At 55.5% G+C, this 16977-nt stretch carries 16 protein-coding genes; 12 read left to right on the top strand and 4 right to left on the bottom strand.

The window, feature by feature from the left end:
* Positions 1-94: 94 nt before the first annotated feature.
* Together L466_RS09650 and L466_RS09655 are read left to right on the top strand one after the other, a co-directional pair.
* Positions 95-1690, top strand: coding sequence for an ABC transporter substrate-binding protein (locus tag L466_RS09650; RefSeq protein WP_032681027.1), 1596 nt, complete (start codon positions 95-97; stop codon positions 1688-1690).
* Positions 1691-1825: 135 nt separating this feature from the next.
* Positions 1826-2500, top strand: coding sequence for a DUF3313 domain-containing protein (locus L466_RS09655; RefSeq protein WP_020884175.1), 675 nt, complete (start codon positions 1826-1828; stop codon positions 2498-2500).
* Between the two features lie 33 nt (positions 2501-2533).
* On the opposite strand, the gene L466_RS09660 is transcribed toward L466_RS09655, so the two are convergent.
* A complete protein-coding gene (locus L466_RS09660; protein WP_014170023.1) occupies positions 2534-3430 on the bottom strand; it encodes a DMT family transporter in 897 nt (298 codons plus the stop codon).
* A gap of 173 nt (positions 3431-3603) precedes the next feature.
* Between L466_RS09660 and L466_RS09665 the strand changes: the two genes are divergently transcribed.
* Entirely contained in the window at positions 3604-4476 is an 873-nt protein-coding gene (locus L466_RS09665) for a helix-turn-helix domain-containing protein (RefSeq protein ID WP_032681026.1), read from the top strand.
* On the opposite strand, the gene L466_RS09670 is transcribed toward L466_RS09665, so the two are convergent.
* Complete coding sequence (locus L466_RS09670) at positions 4456-5622, bottom strand: benzoate/H(+) symporter BenE family transporter (protein WP_032681025.1); 1167 nt, start codon at positions 5620-5622, stop codon at positions 4456-4458. The genes L466_RS09665 and L466_RS09670 overlap by 21 nt on opposite strands.
* Before the next feature lie 92 nt (positions 5623-5714).
* Here L466_RS09670 and L466_RS09675 point away from each other — a divergent pair, with 92 nt between their 5' ends.
* Both L466_RS09675 and L466_RS09680 read left to right on the top strand, forming a co-directional pair.
* On the top strand, positions 5715-6242 hold the full coding sequence (locus L466_RS09675; RefSeq protein ID WP_032681024.1) for a helix-turn-helix domain-containing protein: 528 nt from the start codon (positions 5715-5717) through the stop codon (positions 6240-6242).
* A gap of 80 nt (positions 6243-6322) precedes the next feature.
* Entirely contained in the window at positions 6323-8287 is a 1965-nt protein-coding gene (locus L466_RS09680; protein ID WP_014170027.1) for a peptidase U32 family protein, read from the top strand.
* Here the strand turns inward: L466_RS09680 and L466_RS09685 are convergent, their stop codons facing one another.
* Positions 8288-8518, bottom strand: a complete 231-nt coding sequence (locus tag L466_RS09685) for a DUF2554 family protein (RefSeq protein ID WP_025204219.1) — start codon at positions 8516-8518, stop codon at positions 8288-8290.
* A gap of 242 nt (positions 8519-8760) precedes the next feature.
* Between L466_RS09685 and L466_RS09690 the strand changes: the two genes are divergently transcribed.
* Positions 8761-9123, top strand: coding sequence for a hypothetical protein (locus L466_RS09690; RefSeq protein ID WP_020884170.1), 363 nt, complete (start codon positions 8761-8763; stop codon positions 9121-9123).
* 158 nt (positions 9124-9281) lie between these two features.
* Here L466_RS09690 and ftrA read toward each other — a convergent pair whose 3' ends face one another.
* Positions 9282-10283, bottom strand: coding sequence for a transcriptional regulator FtrA (gene ftrA, locus L466_RS09695; protein WP_032670382.1), 1002 nt, complete (start codon positions 10281-10283; stop codon positions 9282-9284).
* Between the two features lie 73 nt (positions 10284-10356).
* Between ftrA and L466_RS09700 the strand changes: the two genes are divergently transcribed.
* The 6 genes from L466_RS09700 (at position 10357) to urtD (ending at position 16975) form a co-directional block, all read left to right on the top strand.
* The gene (locus tag L466_RS09700) at positions 10357-10770 is read left to right on the top strand and encodes a rhodanese-like domain-containing protein (RefSeq protein ID WP_032681023.1); all 414 of its coding nucleotides are present in this window, start codon (positions 10357-10359) and stop codon (positions 10768-10770) included.
* A gap of 157 nt (positions 10771-10927) precedes the next feature.
* Positions 10928-12031, top strand: a complete 1104-nt coding sequence (locus tag L466_RS09705) for a cobalamin-independent methionine synthase II family protein (protein ID WP_032681022.1) — start codon at positions 10928-10930, stop codon at positions 12029-12031.
* Between the two features lie 203 nt (positions 12032-12234).
* On the top strand, positions 12235-13506 hold the full coding sequence (gene urtA, locus L466_RS09710) for an urea ABC transporter substrate-binding protein (protein WP_020884166.1): 1272 nt from the start codon (positions 12235-12237) through the stop codon (positions 13504-13506).
* Positions 13507-13530: 24 nt separating this feature from the next.
* Positions 13531-15105 carry an urea ABC transporter permease subunit UrtB gene (gene urtB, locus L466_RS09715; RefSeq protein ID WP_032681020.1) on the top strand — a complete coding sequence of 525 codons (1575 nt, stop codon included), beginning with the start codon at positions 13531-13533 and terminating at the stop codon, positions 15103-15105.
* Complete coding sequence (urtC, locus tag L466_RS09720; protein WP_032681019.1) at positions 15105-16178, top strand: urea ABC transporter permease subunit UrtC; 1074 nt, start codon at positions 15105-15107, stop codon at positions 16176-16178. The genes urtB and urtC overlap by 1 nt, the downstream gene beginning before the upstream one ends.
* The gene (gene urtD, locus L466_RS09725; RefSeq protein WP_020884163.1) at positions 16178-16975 is read left to right on the top strand and encodes an urea ABC transporter ATP-binding protein UrtD; all 798 of its coding nucleotides are present in this window, start codon (positions 16178-16180) and stop codon (positions 16973-16975) included. Before urtC ends, urtD begins: the two co-directional genes overlap by 1 nt.
* Positions 16976-16977 lie beyond the last annotated feature (2 nt).

The following is a 16977-nucleotide window of genomic DNA, read 5'->3' as shown; positions in this document are numbered from 1 at the left end:
TTATTTTTCAGGTGTTTGCTACATCACTTTAATGATATTTATGAAATGGCAAAAGAATTAATTAGCCGTCGAATTAAAAAGACAGGAATAAATGATGAAAAGCAAACTCACAATGTTAACGCTGGCACTTGCTGCGCTCACGGTCAGTTCCACCGTTGCGGCAAAAACGCTGGTGTATTGCTCTGAAGGATCGCCGGAAAACTTTAATCCTCAGTTATACACGTCGGGAACCAGCGTGGATGCCAGTGCCGTGCCGGTCTATAACCGGCTGGTCGATTTCAGGGCGGGTACAACGGAACTGGTCCCGAGCCTGGCGGAACGCTGGGAGGTGAGCGAGGACGGCAAGGTTTATACCTTCCATCTGCGTAAAGGGGTGAAATTCCAGAGTAATAAATCGTTCAGGCCGACGCGCGACTTTAACGCCGACGACGTGATTTTCTCGTTTATGCGCCAGAAGGATGTAAATCATCCCTATCACAACGTCTCTAACGGCAGCTATTCCAACTTCGAGAGCCTTGAGTTCGGTAGCCTGATCACGGCCATTGATAAAGTCGATGAGCACACCGTGCGCTTTACGCTCGCCCATCCGGAAGCGCCGTTTGTCGCCGATCTGGCGTGGTATTTCGCCTCGATCCTGTCGGCGGAGTATGCCGACGCGATGCTGAAAGCCGGCACGCCGGAAAAGGTGGATATGGACCCGATTGGCACCGGGCCGTTTAAGCTGGCGCAGTACCAGAAAGATTCGCGCATCCTGTTCACTGCGTTTCCGGAGTACTGGCAGGGCAAATCGAAGCTGGATCGGCTGGTGTTTAGCATCACGCCCGATGCCTCGGTGCGTTTTGCCAAAATCGAGAAGAACGAATGTCAGGTGATGCCGTTTCCAAACCCGGCGGACCTACCGCGCATGAAGGCGAACAAAGACATTAATCTGATGAGTAAAGCCGGGCTGAATACCGGTTTTCTGGCCTTCAATACGCAAAAACCTCCGCTGGATAACGTGAAGGTTCGCCAGGCGCTGGCAATGGCCATCAATAAGCCGGCCATCATTGACGCGGTATTCCATGGCACCGGTACGGCGGCGAAAAACCTGCTGCCACCGGGTGTCTGGAGCGCCGACAGCGAACTGAAGGATTACGACTACGATCCGGAAAAAGCGAAAGCGTTGTTGAAGGAGGCTGGTTTTGCAAACGGCATCAGCATCGATTTATGGGCGATGCCGGTTCAGCGCCCCTACAATCCGAACGCAAAACGGATGGCGGAGATGATTCAGGCCGACTGGGCGAAGGTTGGCGTCCAGACCAAAATCGTCACCTATGAATGGGGTGAGTATCTTAAGCGGGTGAAGGGCGGTGAACACCAGGCCGCGCTGATGGGCTGGACGACCGCAACCGGCGACCCGGATAACTTCTTTGGTCCGTTATTTACCTGTACATCGGCTAACGGTGGATCTAATTCCGCCAAATGGTGCTACAAACCATTTGATAAAATTATCGCTGAAGCGAAATCGATAACCGATCATGATAAACGCGTGGCGCTGTATAAAGAGGCCCAGCAGATGATGCATGACCAGATGCCGGCAGTAATGATTGCCCATTCGACGATTTTTGAACCGGTGCGCAAGGAAGTCACGGGCTATGAAATCGATCCGTTTGGCAAGCATTTGTTCTGGCAGGTTGATATTAATCAGTAGTTTTTCACTGCCCGGCGTTCAGTCGGGCAATCTTTTCGCAATTTGTGCTGCTTACATCATTTTTTGTCACAACAAACCCGCCAGACTTTTGCTATAACTTCAAATGCATACTTGCAGATAACATGGAATACCATCATGCGTACTCACACTTTTTTTAAAGTTGCAGTGCTTTCTGGTCTGTTGGCGTTAGCGGGCTGTTCGTCTAAAGTCGCCGCCCCCGAACAATATTCAGGCTTTTTAAAAGATTATTCTGGATTGCAGCAAACAACGTCCGCAACGGGTAAACCGACGCTGCGTTGGGTCGACCCGTCGTATAACGAGGCAAATTACGACAGTATTTTATGGACGCCAATCACCTATTATCCAGCGCCAAAACCAACGACCCAAATTGGTCAAAAAACGCTTGATGAGCTTCTGGCTTATACCAACACCAAAATGAAAGCGGCAATCAGCCAGCGTAAACCTGTTGTTACGACACCAGGTAAACACAGCCTGATTTTCCGCGGTGCGATTACCGGTGTGAGTTCACAGAAAGAAGGTCTGCAGTTCTATGAAGTAGTGCCCGTCGCGTTAGTGGTTGCAGGTACGCAGATGGCAACGGGGCACCGCACCATGGATACCCATCTCTTCTTCGAAGGCGAGCTGATTGATTCGGCGACGAATAAGCCGGTCATGAAGGTCGTGCGTAAAGGCGAAGGTAAAGAGCTGGCGAACGAAAACACGCCAATGGGCTTCGCAACGTTAAAACAGGTTGTGGATGACATGGCGACGGATGCCACCATGTTTGATGTTAAGAAAACCGCGAAATAATCAAAACGGCCTGCAGCAATGCAGGCCTTTTTTTTATGCCATACGCAAACGTCTGAACCAGGTTTCCGGTTTCGTAAACATCACCATATTCCCGCCCAGAATCAGCAGTAATCCAATGATGCCGTTGAGATGCCACACGTAACCTTCATAGACCGTGGAGATGGACAGCGCCACCAGCGGGAAGAGCAGCGTACTGTATGCCGCTTTGCCCGGGCCAATGCGTCCCACCAGCGTGAAGTAGGCACCAAAAGCGATGACCGAACCAAAAATGGCGAGATAAAGCAGCGCGCCAATGTAACTCACCGTCCATTCGGGGATAAAACTGTCACCCCGGAACAGGGCAATGCAGCCCATAATGACCGTACCGTAAAACATCGCCCAGGCGTTGGTGGTCATGGTCTCCAGCCCTTTTCGCTGGTGGCGCATGCTGATCATATTGCCCAGCGAGAACCCGTAGGTCCCCAGTGCTGAAAGGCCAATCCCCGTCAGCAGGGAGGCACTCCAGCCACTCGCCAGCAGGTCGTCCCAGAAGAGGGTGATGATCCCGATAAGTCCCAGGGCCGCCGCCGTCCAGAAGCGTGCGGGTGGGCGCTGACCGAAGAAAATAAAACTGTTGATAGCGTTATACAGTACGGCCATCGAGAAAATCACCGACTCCAGCCCGGTATTAATGTGCGCGGCGGCGGTATAAAAACACCAGAAGTTGAAGCAAAAAACGCAGCATCCTTGCAGCATGCAAAAGAGATGATCCCGCAAGGCCAGCTTACGAAGCCGGCGCAGGGCAATTAAGACGATCATGATCGTGGCGCAGGCCACGGCAAAACGCCAGAAAATTGACACCGGAGCTGCGACTGGCCCCTGTTGCAGGAAAATGGCAATCCAGGTTGTTCCCCATATCACCACCACCAGTCCATAGAGTAATGCGTTCATTGTTGCTCTCTTCTCACACAGCGAAAAGTGCAGTCTGGCGCGAGTGGCATGACATTGCTTTCACCGATTTGCGGTGGACTTGCATATTCTTGCGCTTTTTTGTGGCTGCAGATCTGGCATCGTGGCGCAACACTTCATAGACTGAGAGTCTGATTACTCACCCGTTAATAGCTATGTCTCGCGCTTACGATACCTTTGAAACGCTACGCCAGCAGAACGCCGTGCTGCGGGAAACCGTTGCGCTGAATTCCGGTATTCAACTGGCAGCCTGGTACAACAAGCACGACACGATAACCGTAAAAAGTAATCACCATACCCTCAGCCTGTACGTGGCGGACGGGTATGAGAGCTATCAAAAAACGCCGGGCGGCTGGAAAAACGGCGGCGGCCCGGACCGTTTCTGTCTGATGCCAAAAGAGAGTGAATCGACGTGGGATATTCGCGATGACCTGTCGTTTGTCCATCTCTACTGCACCGATGAGCATCTGCGTGATGTCGGGGAAAAAATCTGGGACAAGCGCCCGCTGTCCCTGACGCTGGATGAAAAGATTTTCGGCAGTGACCCGAAAATTACCGCACTTTACCGTCAGTTTTTGCTCGGCTGCGACTGGCAGCAAAAAGCTAACCAGCTCACCCTGAGTACCGCGTCTACGCTGTTGATGACCCACCTGTTACAGCATTACTCCAGTGTGCAGTGGAAGCTGCCGGTGGTGACCGGCGGGTTGTCACCGTTTGTGCTGCGTAACGTGCTGGCGTTTATCGAAGAGAACCTTTCCCAGCCGCTGACGCTGGCGGAACTGGCCGAACAGGCCGCGCTGAGCGAGTATCATTTCGCCAGAATGTTCCGTCAGTCCATGGGGCTGGCGCCACATCAGTACGTGATGCAGCGTCGAATGGAGAAAGCCAAAGCGCTGGTGCAGCACACAACCACACCACTCACGGATATCGCGCTGGCTTGCGGGTTTAACTCCGCCAGCCATTTCAGTAACCGCTTTCGCAGCATGATGGGCATAACGCCCTCGCAGCTACGCGCGGCGAAGGTGTGAAAAGACCGTATAACATACGCCGCCCAGCACCAGCCCCCAGAACGCAGAGCCAATACCCAGGATCGTGACGCCGCTGGCGGTCATCAGAAAGGTGACAATTGCCGCGTCGCGCTCCGTTTCGTTGTTCAGTGCCTGATACAAGCTCCCGCTGATGGTGCCCAGCAGCGCCAGGCCGGCGAGCATCTGGATCCAGCTCAGGGGAAGGGAGGCCATCAGCCCGGAAATGGATCCGCCAAAAATGCCCGCCAGCAGATAAAACCCGCCTGCGGCCACGGCGGCAAGCCAGCGTTTGCTGGCATCCGGGTGCGCATCCGGGCTCTGGCAAATCGCAGCGGTGATCGCGGCGATACAGATGGAAAAGACGCCGAGCGGGGATAACACCAGTGCCAGCCCTCCGGTGACGATCATCAGCGGTGATACGGCCAGCGGATAGCCGGAAGCCTGCATCGTGGCGAAGCCCGGCGCATTCTGGGACGCCATGGTGACCAGGAAAAAGGGCACGCCAATGCTTATCAAACTGGTAAACGTAAAGGTTGGCGCGATAAACGTGGGCATCACCACGGAAAGGGTTAACTCTTTTGTGACAACGTCACCTCCCGCCCAGGCCACTATACTACCCACCAGCAACGTGGCGACAATGGCGTAGCGGGGTGCCAGCGCTTTGGCGAACAGCCATGCCGCCAGCATGCTGCCGCACAGCAAAAAATGCCCCTCAAGATTGCTGAACGCCTGCAATCCAAACCTGAGCAGCACCCCGGCGAGCATAGCGGCGGCAAGGGAATGCGGGATAAGCTTCATCAGGCGAGCAAACAACCCGGTTACGCCGCACAGCAGAATGAGCGCGTTGGCAAAGATAAAAATCCCGATGGTCTCGGCAAGCGTTACCCCGTGCAGGCTGGTGGCTAACAGTGCCGCGCCGGGTGTAGACCAGGCGGTGAGCACCGGGGCTTTATACCGCCAGGAAAGCGCCAGCGTGCTGACCCCCATACCTATCCCCAGGGCCGTCATCCAGCCAGCGATCTGCTGCGCGTTTGCGCCTGCGGCGGCAGCGGCTTGCCAGATAATGGCGGCGGAACTGGCATATCCCACCAGAACGGCGACAAAACCGGCGAGAACGGCAGGAAAGAGTGAGGATGAAGGGCGCATAAAAACTCCGTTGTGCGTTATAACGTCCGCCCTAAGGTAACACTGTGCGTTATAGCGTACAAGTGGTATGATCGGTCGCATCAGGAGGGAACATGGACATCACACAACATCTTGCTTACACACTGAAAACCGAGCGTCAGGCGCGTGGCTGGAGCCTCGCCAGACTGGCGGAAGAGACCGGCGTTTCAAAGGCCATGCTCGGGCAAATCGAGCGTAATGAATCCAGCCCGACGGTATCCACGTTGTGGAAAATCGCCACGGGGCTGAACATCCCTTTTTCTGCCTTCATCACGGCGGCAGCTGACAGGCAGGCGGTATTCGACCCGGAACAGCAGGCGATGGTGGTGAAACCGTTATTCCCGTGGGATGAGACGCTAAAGTTTGACCACTTTTCGATAACCCTCGCTGCCGGCGCCCTGAGCGAATCCACGCCCCACGAGGCTGGCGTGATTGAACACGTGGTGGTGATCAGCGGCGAACTGGAGATGAACATTGATGGCGAGTGGCAGACCATTACTGCCGATTCTGGGGTGCGTTTTGCCGGGGATAAACCGCACGCCTATCGCAACAGCAGCGACCGGCCGGTGCATTTTCACTCCCTGATCCATTATCCCCGCTGAAGCGACGCAAAACTGTTTCGCTGCCGCATACTTCTGACTACAATAGCCGCCATTTTGACCATAACGGATAACGACGAAGTATGCGCCTGCAATCCCATCATCTCGAACTCTTAAGCCCGGCCCGCGACGCCTCCATCGCCCGTGAAGCGATCCTTCATGGTGCTGATGCCGTCTACATTGGTGGGCCTGGCTTTGGTGCCCGCCATAACGCCAGCAACAGCCTGAGCGATATTGCTGAACTGGTGCCGTTCGCCCATCGCTTTGGGGCGAAAGTGTTCGTGACCCTGAACACCATTCTGCATGATGATGAGCTGGAGCCTGCGCAACGTTTAATTACCGATCTCTACCAGACCGGCGTCGATGCCCTGATTGTGCAGGATATGGGCGTGCTGGAGCTGGATATTCCCCCCATTGAACTGCATGCCAGTACCCAGTGCGATATCCGCACGGTAGAGAAGGCGAAGTTTCTTTCTGATGTGGGTTTTTCCCAGATCGTGCTGGCGCGTGAGCTGAACCTGAACCAGATCCGCGATATTCACCAGGCGACCGACGCAACCATTGAATTCTTTATCCACGGCGCGCTGTGCGTCGCCTATTCTGGTCAGTGCAATATTTCCCACGCCCAGACGGGGCGCAGCGCCAACCGCGGCGACTGCTCTCAGGCCTGTCGTCTGCCGTATACCCTGAAAGACGATCAGGGCCGCGTTGTGGCGTTCGAAAAACACCTGCTCTCGATGAAAGATAACGATCAGACCGCCAACCTGGGTGCGCTGATTGACGCTGGCGTGCGCTCCTTCAAGATTGAAGGGCGTTATAAAGACATGAGCTACGTGAAGAACATCACCGCTCACTATCGTCAGATGCTGGATGCCATCATTGAAGATCGCGGTGACCTGGCGCGTGCGTCGGCCGGTCGTACCGAGCATTTCTTTATTCCGTCAACGGACAAAACTTTCCACCGCGGCAGCACTGACTACTTTGTGAATGCCCGTAAAGGGGATATCGGTGCGTTTGATTCACCGAAGTTTATCGGTTTGCCGGTAGGTGAAGTGCTGAAAGTGGCAAAAGATCACCTCGACGTGGAAGTGACCGAGCCGCTGGCCAACGGCGATGGACTGAACGTGATGATCAAGCGTGAAGTGGTGGGCTTCCGTGCGAATACGGTGGAAAAAACCGGTGAAAATCGCTATCGCGTATGGCCAAACGAGATGCCTGCGGATCTCTACAAAGCGCGCCCTAACGCGGCACTGAACCGTAACCTTGACCACAACTGGCAGCAGGCGCTGCTGAAAACCTCGAGCGAACGTCGTATCGCGGTGGACATTGAACTGGGCGGCTGGGAAGAGCAGCTGATCCTGACCATGACCTGTGAAGACGGTATCAGCGTGACGCACACGCTTGATGGTCTGTTCGAGGTGGCAAACAACGCGGAAAAAGCCCTTAACAACCTGAAAGATGGCGTGGCGAAGCTGGGGCAGACCCTTTACTACGCGCGTCATATCGACGTTAACCTGCCGGATGCCCTGTTTGTTCCGAACAGCCTGCTGAATCAGTTCCGCCGCGAGACGGCAGAAATGCTGGATGCCGCCCGCCTGGCTAACTATCCACGCGGCAGCCGCAAGGCCGAAACCGTTCCTGCGCCGGTTTACCCTGACACGCACTTGTCCTTCCTGGCGAACGTCTATAACCACAAAGCGCGTGAATTCTATCACCGTCACGGCGTACAGCTGATTGACGCAGCCTATGAAGCGCATGAAGAGAAGGGCGATGTGCCGGTGATGATCACCAAGCACTGTCTCCGCTTCGCCTTCAACCTCTGCCCGAAACAGGCGAAAGGGAATATTAAAAGCTGGAAGGCCACACCGATGCAGCTGGTGAATGGCGACGAAGTGCTGACCCTGAAATTTGACTGCCGTCCGTGCGAAATGCATGTGATTGGCAAGATGAAAAATCATATTTTCAAAATGCCGTCGCCGGGTAGCGTTGTGGCCTCCGTGAGCCCGGACGATTTAATGAAAACCCTGCCGAAGCGTAAGGGTAATTAATTACCGAAAGTGCGTGTCAGGTTTGCGCGATTTCTGCCACAGGTGGTGTTCGCGCAAACCTTCCGCTGACTCTTCTGCAACGCTGCGTAATTCATCGCTATCCGCTTCATGGCGGAGCTGATGCTCCACATTCTTTACCCACACATATTCATGGCCTTTATGTCCTGCCATCAGCTGACCTGAAAATAACCCACACACCAGCAATATCAGCGTTAACCCTTTTCTCATCATTATTTCACCGTTGAATGCCATCGCAGGACTATCATGCCAATAATTTCTTCGGGAAATTATTCAAAAAATCAAATTAGCGCAAAGAGAGTGTCAAATTCTGTGCGGCGACAGCTGTGATGAGACTTTTCCTAAAATTAGCATCAAGTTTGTTAACCGCCAATTCTGGTACGTAATTAGCCACTAGCTTTAAGGATAAATCCTATATAATGGTTAAACTCTGGCTAAGGAATGGGTCTTGTTAAATGAAAAAAATGATAGCGCTTGCGCTGCTGGTGGTTGCTGTTGGGGCGGGTGCAGGTATTTACTCTATTAGTAATGACGAACCAGAATATATTCAATCCGCGAAAGCGCGTGTTGGGTCATATTTAACCAGCGATTACGGACGCGTGGCCTGTAATAGCACCAAAATTGATGACCAGCGCTGGCAATTAGGCTGCACCAATCAGGCAAGAGGTAAAACATTCGAGTTCGCGGTTTATCCGTCTGAAAAAGCACCGTATGGTGTGTCGCGTTCGTTTTATCTGGAAGCCATCAATGATGATGCAAAACAGAGCGCGGAGCAGGGTCTGATGCGTTATTTGCAAATCAATACCAAAGCGGGTTAATCAGGCTGTTTACCTTTCATTGAGACTATGGATGTTAGTTTGTAAGAGATCCGCTGCCCGGCCATGGAGTGTCGGGACGTAGAGACCAAAATACAAATCTATCCATGCAAGCATTTACCGCCATATTATGGCGGTTTTTTTTGTCTGCAATCCGGCCACTAGCGGGCAGGACGCGAATAGTGTTTGCGATACTGGGCCGGGGAAAGGGCGAACTGCTGCCGAAAATGGTGACGCAGGGTCGATGCCTGACCGAATCCGGTCTGCTCCGCGATGCTGTCGATACTTAAGCGACTGCTTTCCAGATAATCTTTTGCCCTCAGCAGGCGCTCATTGAGCAGCCAGCGCGCGGGCGTGGTGCCGGTCGCATCCTGAAAGCGGCGCAGAAAGGTGCGTTGACTCATGCCGACCCGACGCGCCAGTGAATCAACGCTGTGCGATACGGCAAGATGGGTATGCAGAAAATCAAACAGCTGACCGAGACGCTGACTTTCGCGCAGTTGCGCCACCGGGCGGCTTAGCTGCTGCGGCTGTGAGCCATCCCGGTGCGGGGGAATGACCAGACGACGCGCTACGGTGTTGGCGATTTCCATCCCATAATCCCGCCGGACTACGTGCAGGCATAAATCGATGCCTGCCGCGCTGCCCGCCGAGGTGAGAATGTCGCCGTCGTCCTGATAAAGTACATCTTCAACCACCTCGATGGCCGGGTAACGGGCCTTAAGCGCCTCAATATAGCGCCAGTGCGTTGTGGCTTTACGCCCATCCAGCAGCCCGGCAGCGGCAAGAACAAACACGCCGGAACAGATCGACAAAAGCTGGCATCCCCGCGCATTGGCCTTACGTAATGCCGCGCAGAGCGCGGGCGGAACCGGTGAATCCAGTCCTCGCCAGCCGGGCACAACGATCAGGTCGGCCGTCTCAAGCAGGGTTAAATCACCGTCGGTGATGAGGCGAATCCCCCCGGTCGCCCGAAGTTCACCGCTGTCTACGCCCGCCACGGCAAAACGATACCATTCGTCTCCCAGCTCCGGACGCGGCAGACCAAAGATTTCCACTGCCACGCCAAACTCAAAGGTACACAAACCGTCGTACGCCAGCACAATGACCTGAGGGCGGGAAATCTGTCTTAAGTTTGTCATCTTTTTGCTGTTTTCTGGCATAAGCGAGCGCATTCACGGGCTGAATTTGTGGATAGAGTAGTGTTAACACAAACGCCAAAGATGAGGAAGGATCATGAGTTATGTTACTGAATTTCCGGCTGCTGAACCCCAGGAAGCCGTTACCCATTTTCTGCGCCGCCTGAGCGTCGAGACCGATTGCGCCGATGTGCATCATGCCATCACGAATCATGAACAGGATTTCGTCCTGCTGCACGTCGTCGGGAGCCCGCAGCATTTCGCCCGCCGTCACGTTCCCGGTGCGCTACATATGCCGTGGCGTCAGATCACCGCCGAACGCATGGCCCAGTGGCCTGACGGCACGCTGTTTGTGGTCTATTGCGCCGGGCCTCACTGCAACGGTGCGGACAGAGGCGCGCTGAAGCTGGCGCGTCTGGGGCTGCCGGTGAAAATTATGCTCGGCGGGATCACCGGCTGGGAAGATGAAAAGTTTGAGTTTGCGAGCCAGGAATCGCTCTCCGCACTGTGAAGATGAATTTTTTTCAACACCCGTGAAATTTTCTCGTTTGCCGGCTGGCGGCAGGTATGACATCTTTTTTTGGACATTTAGACATCCAGAAGTCTAAAGATTCAAATAATGAATTATCACTGCGGGCAATTATTGTCGGCAGATAAAGGAGATTTCCATGCAACGACACCATGCCCCATACCGCGCCGATGTAGTTGGCAGCTTTTTACGTCCGGATGCCATCAAACAGGCTCGCCTGAAATACGCCAGCGGCGAAATTGATGCCGGGCAGCTACGTGCGGTTGAGGATGAGGCGATCCGCCATGTTGTCGAGCTGCAGTGCGCCTGTGGGTTGCATGTGGTGACCGACGGTGAATTTCGTCGTGCCTGGTGGCACTTTGATTTCTTCGACGGTCTGCAGGGTGTTGAGCGTTACGATTCTCAGCAGGGTATTCAGTTCAACGGTGTTCAGACCAAAGCCCACGGCGTGCGCGTGACCGGCAAGCTGGGCTTTGGCGATCACCCGATGCTGGAGGATTTCCGCTACCTGAAAAGCATTAGCGGCAATGCTCAGCCGAAGATGACCATTCCCAGCCCGAGCGTGCTGCATTTCCGCGGTGGGCGCAAAGACATTGATGCGACGGTCTACCCGGATCTGAAGGACTATTTTGACGATCTGGCGACCACCTGGCGGGACGCGATTCGGGCGTTTTACGACGCGGGCTGCCGTTATCTGCAGCTGGATGACACTGTCTGGGCCTATCTCTGTTCGGACGATCAACGTCGTCAGATCCGCGAGCGTGGTGACGATGCCGACGAGCTGGCGCGTATATATGCCCGCGTTCTGAATAAGGCACTGGAGGGCAAGCCGGACGATCTCACCATCGGGCTGCATGTCTGTCGCGGAAACTTCCGTTCAACCTGGATTTCCGAAGGGGGCTATGAGCCGGTGGCTGAAGTGCTGTTCGGGACGGTCAACGTGGATGCCTTTTTCCTTGAGTACGACAATGACCGGAGCGGTGATTTTGCGCCACTGCGTTTTGTTCGCCCGGGCAAGCAGCAGGTGGTGCTCGGCCTTATCACCACCAAAAATGGCGAGCTGGAGAACCCGGAAGGGGTGAAGGCGCGTCTGGAGGAGGCGGCGAAATACGTGGCTAAAGAGCAGATTTGCCTGAGCCCGCAGTGCGGGTTTGCCTCTACCGAAGAGGGCAACAGCCTGAGCGAAACCCAGCAGTGGGACAAAGTCCGTCTGGTGACGCAGATCGCCAGCGAAGTCTGGTAAACCTTCCGCCACAGCGCTGCATTATAAAAGTGCAGCGCTGTACCATTCTGAGTCGTTCTTTTTACATCCTTCGTTACTTCTCCTGTCATAGCGCTTTATCCATCCTGGCATCCTTTTTGCTCTCTTTAAGCTGACGTTTTTATTTTCTGCGTCCACGCCGTAACGGACGCCTTTGCACAGCTTTCTTTTTCAGGAGTGAAAATATGCACCGTCGTACCTTATTAAAAGCCTTCGCATTGTCCGCGTCTGTCGTAGCTATGGGGATGAGTTTTGGCGCTCAGGCGGCCGATACCATCAAGGTGGGGATCATGCATTCCCTTTCCGGCACGATGGCGATTTCCGAAACGCCGCTTAAAGATGTTGCGCTGATGACCATCGATGAGATCAACGCCAAAGGAGGCGTGCTGGGTAAGAAGCTGGAACCGGTAGTGGTTGACCCAGCTTCGAACTGGCCGCTGTTTGCCGAAAAAGCGCGCCAGCTGCTGAGCCAGGACAAAGTGGCAGTGGTGTTTGGTTGCTGGACGTCGGTGTCGCGTAAATCGGTGCTGCCGGTGTTTGAGGAGCTGAACGGACTGCTGTTTTACCCGGTGCAGTATGAGGGTGAAGAGATGTCACCTAACGTCTTCTATACCGGTGCCGCGCCAAACCAGCAGGCAATCCCGGCGGTGGAGTACCTGATGAGTGAAGACGGAGGCAGCGCGAAACGCTTCTTCCTGTTAGGCACCGACTACGTTTATCCCCGCACCACGAATAAAATCTTGCGTGCTTTCCTGCATTCGAAAGGGGTGGAAGACAAAGACATTGAAGAGGTATACACCCCGTTTGGTCACAGCGATTACCAGACAATCGTTTCCAGTATCAAAAAATTCTCTGCCGGAGGGAAAACCGCGGTGGTTTCCACCATCAACGGCGACTCCAACGTTCCGTTCTATAAAGAGCTGGCTAACCAGGGCCTGAAAGCTACCGATGTTCCTGTTGTGGCCTTCTCCGTGGGAGAAGAGGAGCTGCGCGGGATCGACACCAAACCGCTGGTGGGCAACTTGGCGGCGTGGAACTACTTTGAGTCCGTTGATAACCCGACCAACCAGGCGTTTGTGGCGGATTACAAAGCGTATGCCAGGGCACACAAATTGCCGAACGCCGACACCGTGGTCACCAACGACCCGATGGAAGCCACCTACGTCGGGATCCACATGTGGGCGCAGGCGGTTGAAAAAGCAGGTACCACCGACGTCGATAAAGTTCGGGCGGCAATGGCCGGTCAGTCCTTCAAGGCACCTTCAGGCTTTACGCTCACCATGGATGCCACCAACCACCATCTGCATAAGCCGGTCATGATTGGCGAAATTGAAGGTAACGGCCAGTTTAATGTGGTCTGGCAGACGGAACAGCCGGTGCGCGCCCAGCCGTGGAGTCCCTTCATTGCCGGTAATGACAAAAAGCCCGATCAGCCGATGAAAACCGCCAGCAACTAAGTTATCACCGCAGGGAGAAAAGTCATGAACGCCATACGCACGATCATCGCTATTGTGTGGCTTACCGGACTGCTGCCAGGGATGGTGCAGGCATCGGATGCCGACCAATTCGTGGCCGCCAGTCGCAGCCAGCAGGCAGAACTGTTGACGCAGTGGGCAACCGCGCCGGAGGCGGCACGGTTGCCGCTGCTCCAGGCGCTGCAGAGTGAAAGTCTCTACACCGACAGCCAGAAACATGCGTTTGCACAACGCCAGGGGGCAATGGTTCCCCTGGGTGAAACAAAAGCCGCAGCAGGCCAAACCAAAGCCGTGCGTCTGACCAACCGGCTGCGCAATCTGGTGGCGACGGCAATGGCAACCCATCAGCTCGTGAGTGACAGTGTCACGGAAAGGCGTGCGGCAGCCCGTCAACTCCAGCGGGATGCGCAGCCTGAAATGCTCGATTTCCTGCAAAAACAGGTGAGCAGCGAAACGGATGATGTGGCCCGTCAGTCGCTGAAGCTGGCGCTGGCGAACCTCCAGCTGGCAAGTCCGAAGGCTGCGGTGCGCCTGAACGCTGTGGCGCTGTTAGGGCAATCAGACGATCCGGACGTTCAGTCCCGGCTGATGCCGTATACGCAGGCAGGATCGGAGCCGGATGCCGGCGTGCGTGCTGCCGCTGCCGAAAGTCTGAAACAGATTGAGCATCGCCTGATGTGGGGCGATCTGCTTGGTCAGGCGTTTATGGGGCTCTCGCTGGGGTCGGTACTGTTGCTCGCCGCGCTGGGGCTGGCAATTACCTACGGCCTGCTGGGGGTGATTAACATGGCTCACGGGGAGATGCTGATGCTGGGCGCGTACGCCACCTGGATGGTTCAGCAGCTGATGGCCGGCTTCGCCCCACAGTGGCTGGCGCTCTACCCGATCGTTGCGCTGCCGGTGGCGTTTATTGTGACCGCCAGCATCGGGATGGTGCTCGAGCGTACCGTTATTCGTCATTTGTATGGCCGACCGCTGGAAACGCTGCTGGCGACATGGGGTATCAGCCTGATGATTATTCAGCTGGTACGCATGACGTTTGGCGCCCAGAACCTGGAGGTGGCAAACCCGGCATGGCTGTCCGGTGGCGTGCAGGTGTTTGCCAATCTGACGCTGCCGTGGAACCGCATTGTGGTACTGGGTTTTGTGCTGCTGGTGCTGTTCTTCACGTGGCTCATTCTGAACAAAACCCGTCTTGGACTGAACGTGCGCGCAGTGACGCAAAATCGCAGCATGGCAGCCTGCTGCGGGGTACCGACAGGTCGCGTCGATATGCTGGCCTTTGGGCTTGGCTCGGGGATTGCGGGTCTGGGGGGCGTGGCGTTATCGCAGTTAGGCAACGTTGGGCCAGAACTGGGCCAGGGTTACATCATCGACTCGTTCCTCGTGGTGGTGCTTGGCGGGGTGGGTCAACTGGCAGGTAGCGTGGCCGCGGCGTTTGGGCTGGGGATCTTTAATAAAATTCTCGAACCGCAAATGGGGGCGGTATTGGGCAAGATCCTGATCCTGGTGGCGATTATTCTGTTTATTCAGAAACGTCCGCAGGGGTTATTCGCACTGAAAGGGAGGGTTACTGACTGATGAGCCAGCCGCTTACCTTAACGCTGGCGCGCAAAGCGCCACGCACGACGCAGATAGCCGGTAGCCTGATCGTGGCCTGCCTGCTGATTTTACCGTTTTTCGCCTTACTGCCCTCGACGCATCCGCTGGCGATCTCGACCTGGATGCTCACGCTCACGGGTAAGATCCTCTGCTATGCCATTGTCGCCGTGGCGCTCGATCTGGTGTGGGGCTATGCCGGAATGCTCTCCCTGGGCCACGGTATCTTCTTCGCGCTGGGCGGCTATGCGATGGGCATGTACCTGATGCGCCAGGCGGCGGGTGACGGGCTGCCCGCGTTTATGTCGTTTCTCTCCTGGAGCGAACTGCCATGGTTCTGGTGGGGGACGCAGCACTTTGTCTGGGCACTGGTATTAATTGTGATGGTGCCGGGGCTGCTGGCGCTGGTGTTTGGCTGGTTTGCCTTTCGCTCAAAAATCAAAGGGGTCTATTTTTCGATCATGACCCAGGCGCTGACGTACGCGGGGATGTTACTGTTCTTTCGCAATGAAACCGGCTTTGGCGGGAATAACGGCTTTACCGGTTTTACCACGCTGCTCGGGTTTTCCGTTACCGCGACCACCACCCGTATTGCGCTGTTTCTGGCTACCGTGATGCTGTTGCTGATAGCGCTGGGCACAGGCTTCGCGCTGGCGAAAAGTAAGTTCGGTCGCATTCTGACCGCGGTGCGTGACGCCGAAAACCGCCTGACGTTTTGTGGGTACGATCCCCGCGGTTTCAAGCTGCTGGTGTGGACACTTTCAGCCGTACTCTGCGGTCTGGCCGGTGCACTGTATGTGCCGCAGGTGGGCATTATCAACCCGGGTGAAATGTCGCCAACCAACTCAATTGAAGCGGCCATCTGGGTTGCGCTGGGGGGGCGCGGCACGTTGGTCGGCCCGGTGATAGGCGCGGCGCTGGTGAACGGTGCGAAGAGCGTCTTTACCGTTGCCCTGCCGGAATACTGGCAGCTGTTTCTGGGGCTGATTTTCATCGCCGTGACGCTGTTTCTACCGCGCGGTGTCTACGGTCTGTTTCGTAAGGGAGAACACTGATGCAGCCAGCCGAAGGATTATTTACCCGCCAGTTACCCGGGGATCGCTATCGCGACCAGACCGATCCGGTACTGCAGCTTGAAGCCATCAACGTGAATTTTGATGGTTTTCAGGCGCTGACGGACCTCTCACTGAACATTGGCGTGGGTGAATTGCGCTGTGTGATTGGCCCCAACGGTGCGGGAAAAACGACATTAATGGACGTGATTACCGGCAAGACGCGGCCTAAAAGCGGCAGAGCGCTGTACGATCAATCCATCGACCTGACGGCGCTTGAACCCGCCGAGATTGCCCGCCAGGGCATCGGACGTAAGTTCCAGAAGCCCACGGTCTTTGAAGCGCTCACGGTGTGGGAAAACCTTGAGATTGCGATGAAAACCGATAAATCCGTCTGGGCGAGCCTGCGGGCCAGACTCAACGGCGAGCAGCGGGATCGTATTGACGAGATGCTGCTCTTGCTGCGGCTTGGCGGTGAGCGCGATCGCCGCGCCGGGCTGCTTTCGCACGGGCAAAAGCAGTTTCTGGAGATTGGCATGCTGCTGGTGCAGGACCCGCATCTGCTGTTGCTGGATGAACCGGCGGCCGGAATGACCGACGCGGAGACCGACTATACGGCTGAGCTGTTCAGAACCCTTGCGGGCAAACACTCCCTGATGGTGGTCGAGCACGATATGGGCTTTGTCGAAACCATTGCCGATCACGTGACGGTACTGCACCAGGGACGCGTGCTGGCGGAGGGGTCACTTCGCCAGGTGCAGGCGAATGAGCAGGTCATAGAAGTCTATCTGGGACGCTAAGG

It is taken from the genome of Enterobacter sp. BIDMC 30, assembly GCF_000534355.1.
Lineage (GTDB): Bacteria > Pseudomonadota > Gammaproteobacteria > Enterobacterales > Enterobacteriaceae > Enterobacter > Enterobacter ludwigii.
Note: the sequence above shows the minus strand (reverse complement) of the source record. Positions and strands in the feature narration are given on the sequence as shown.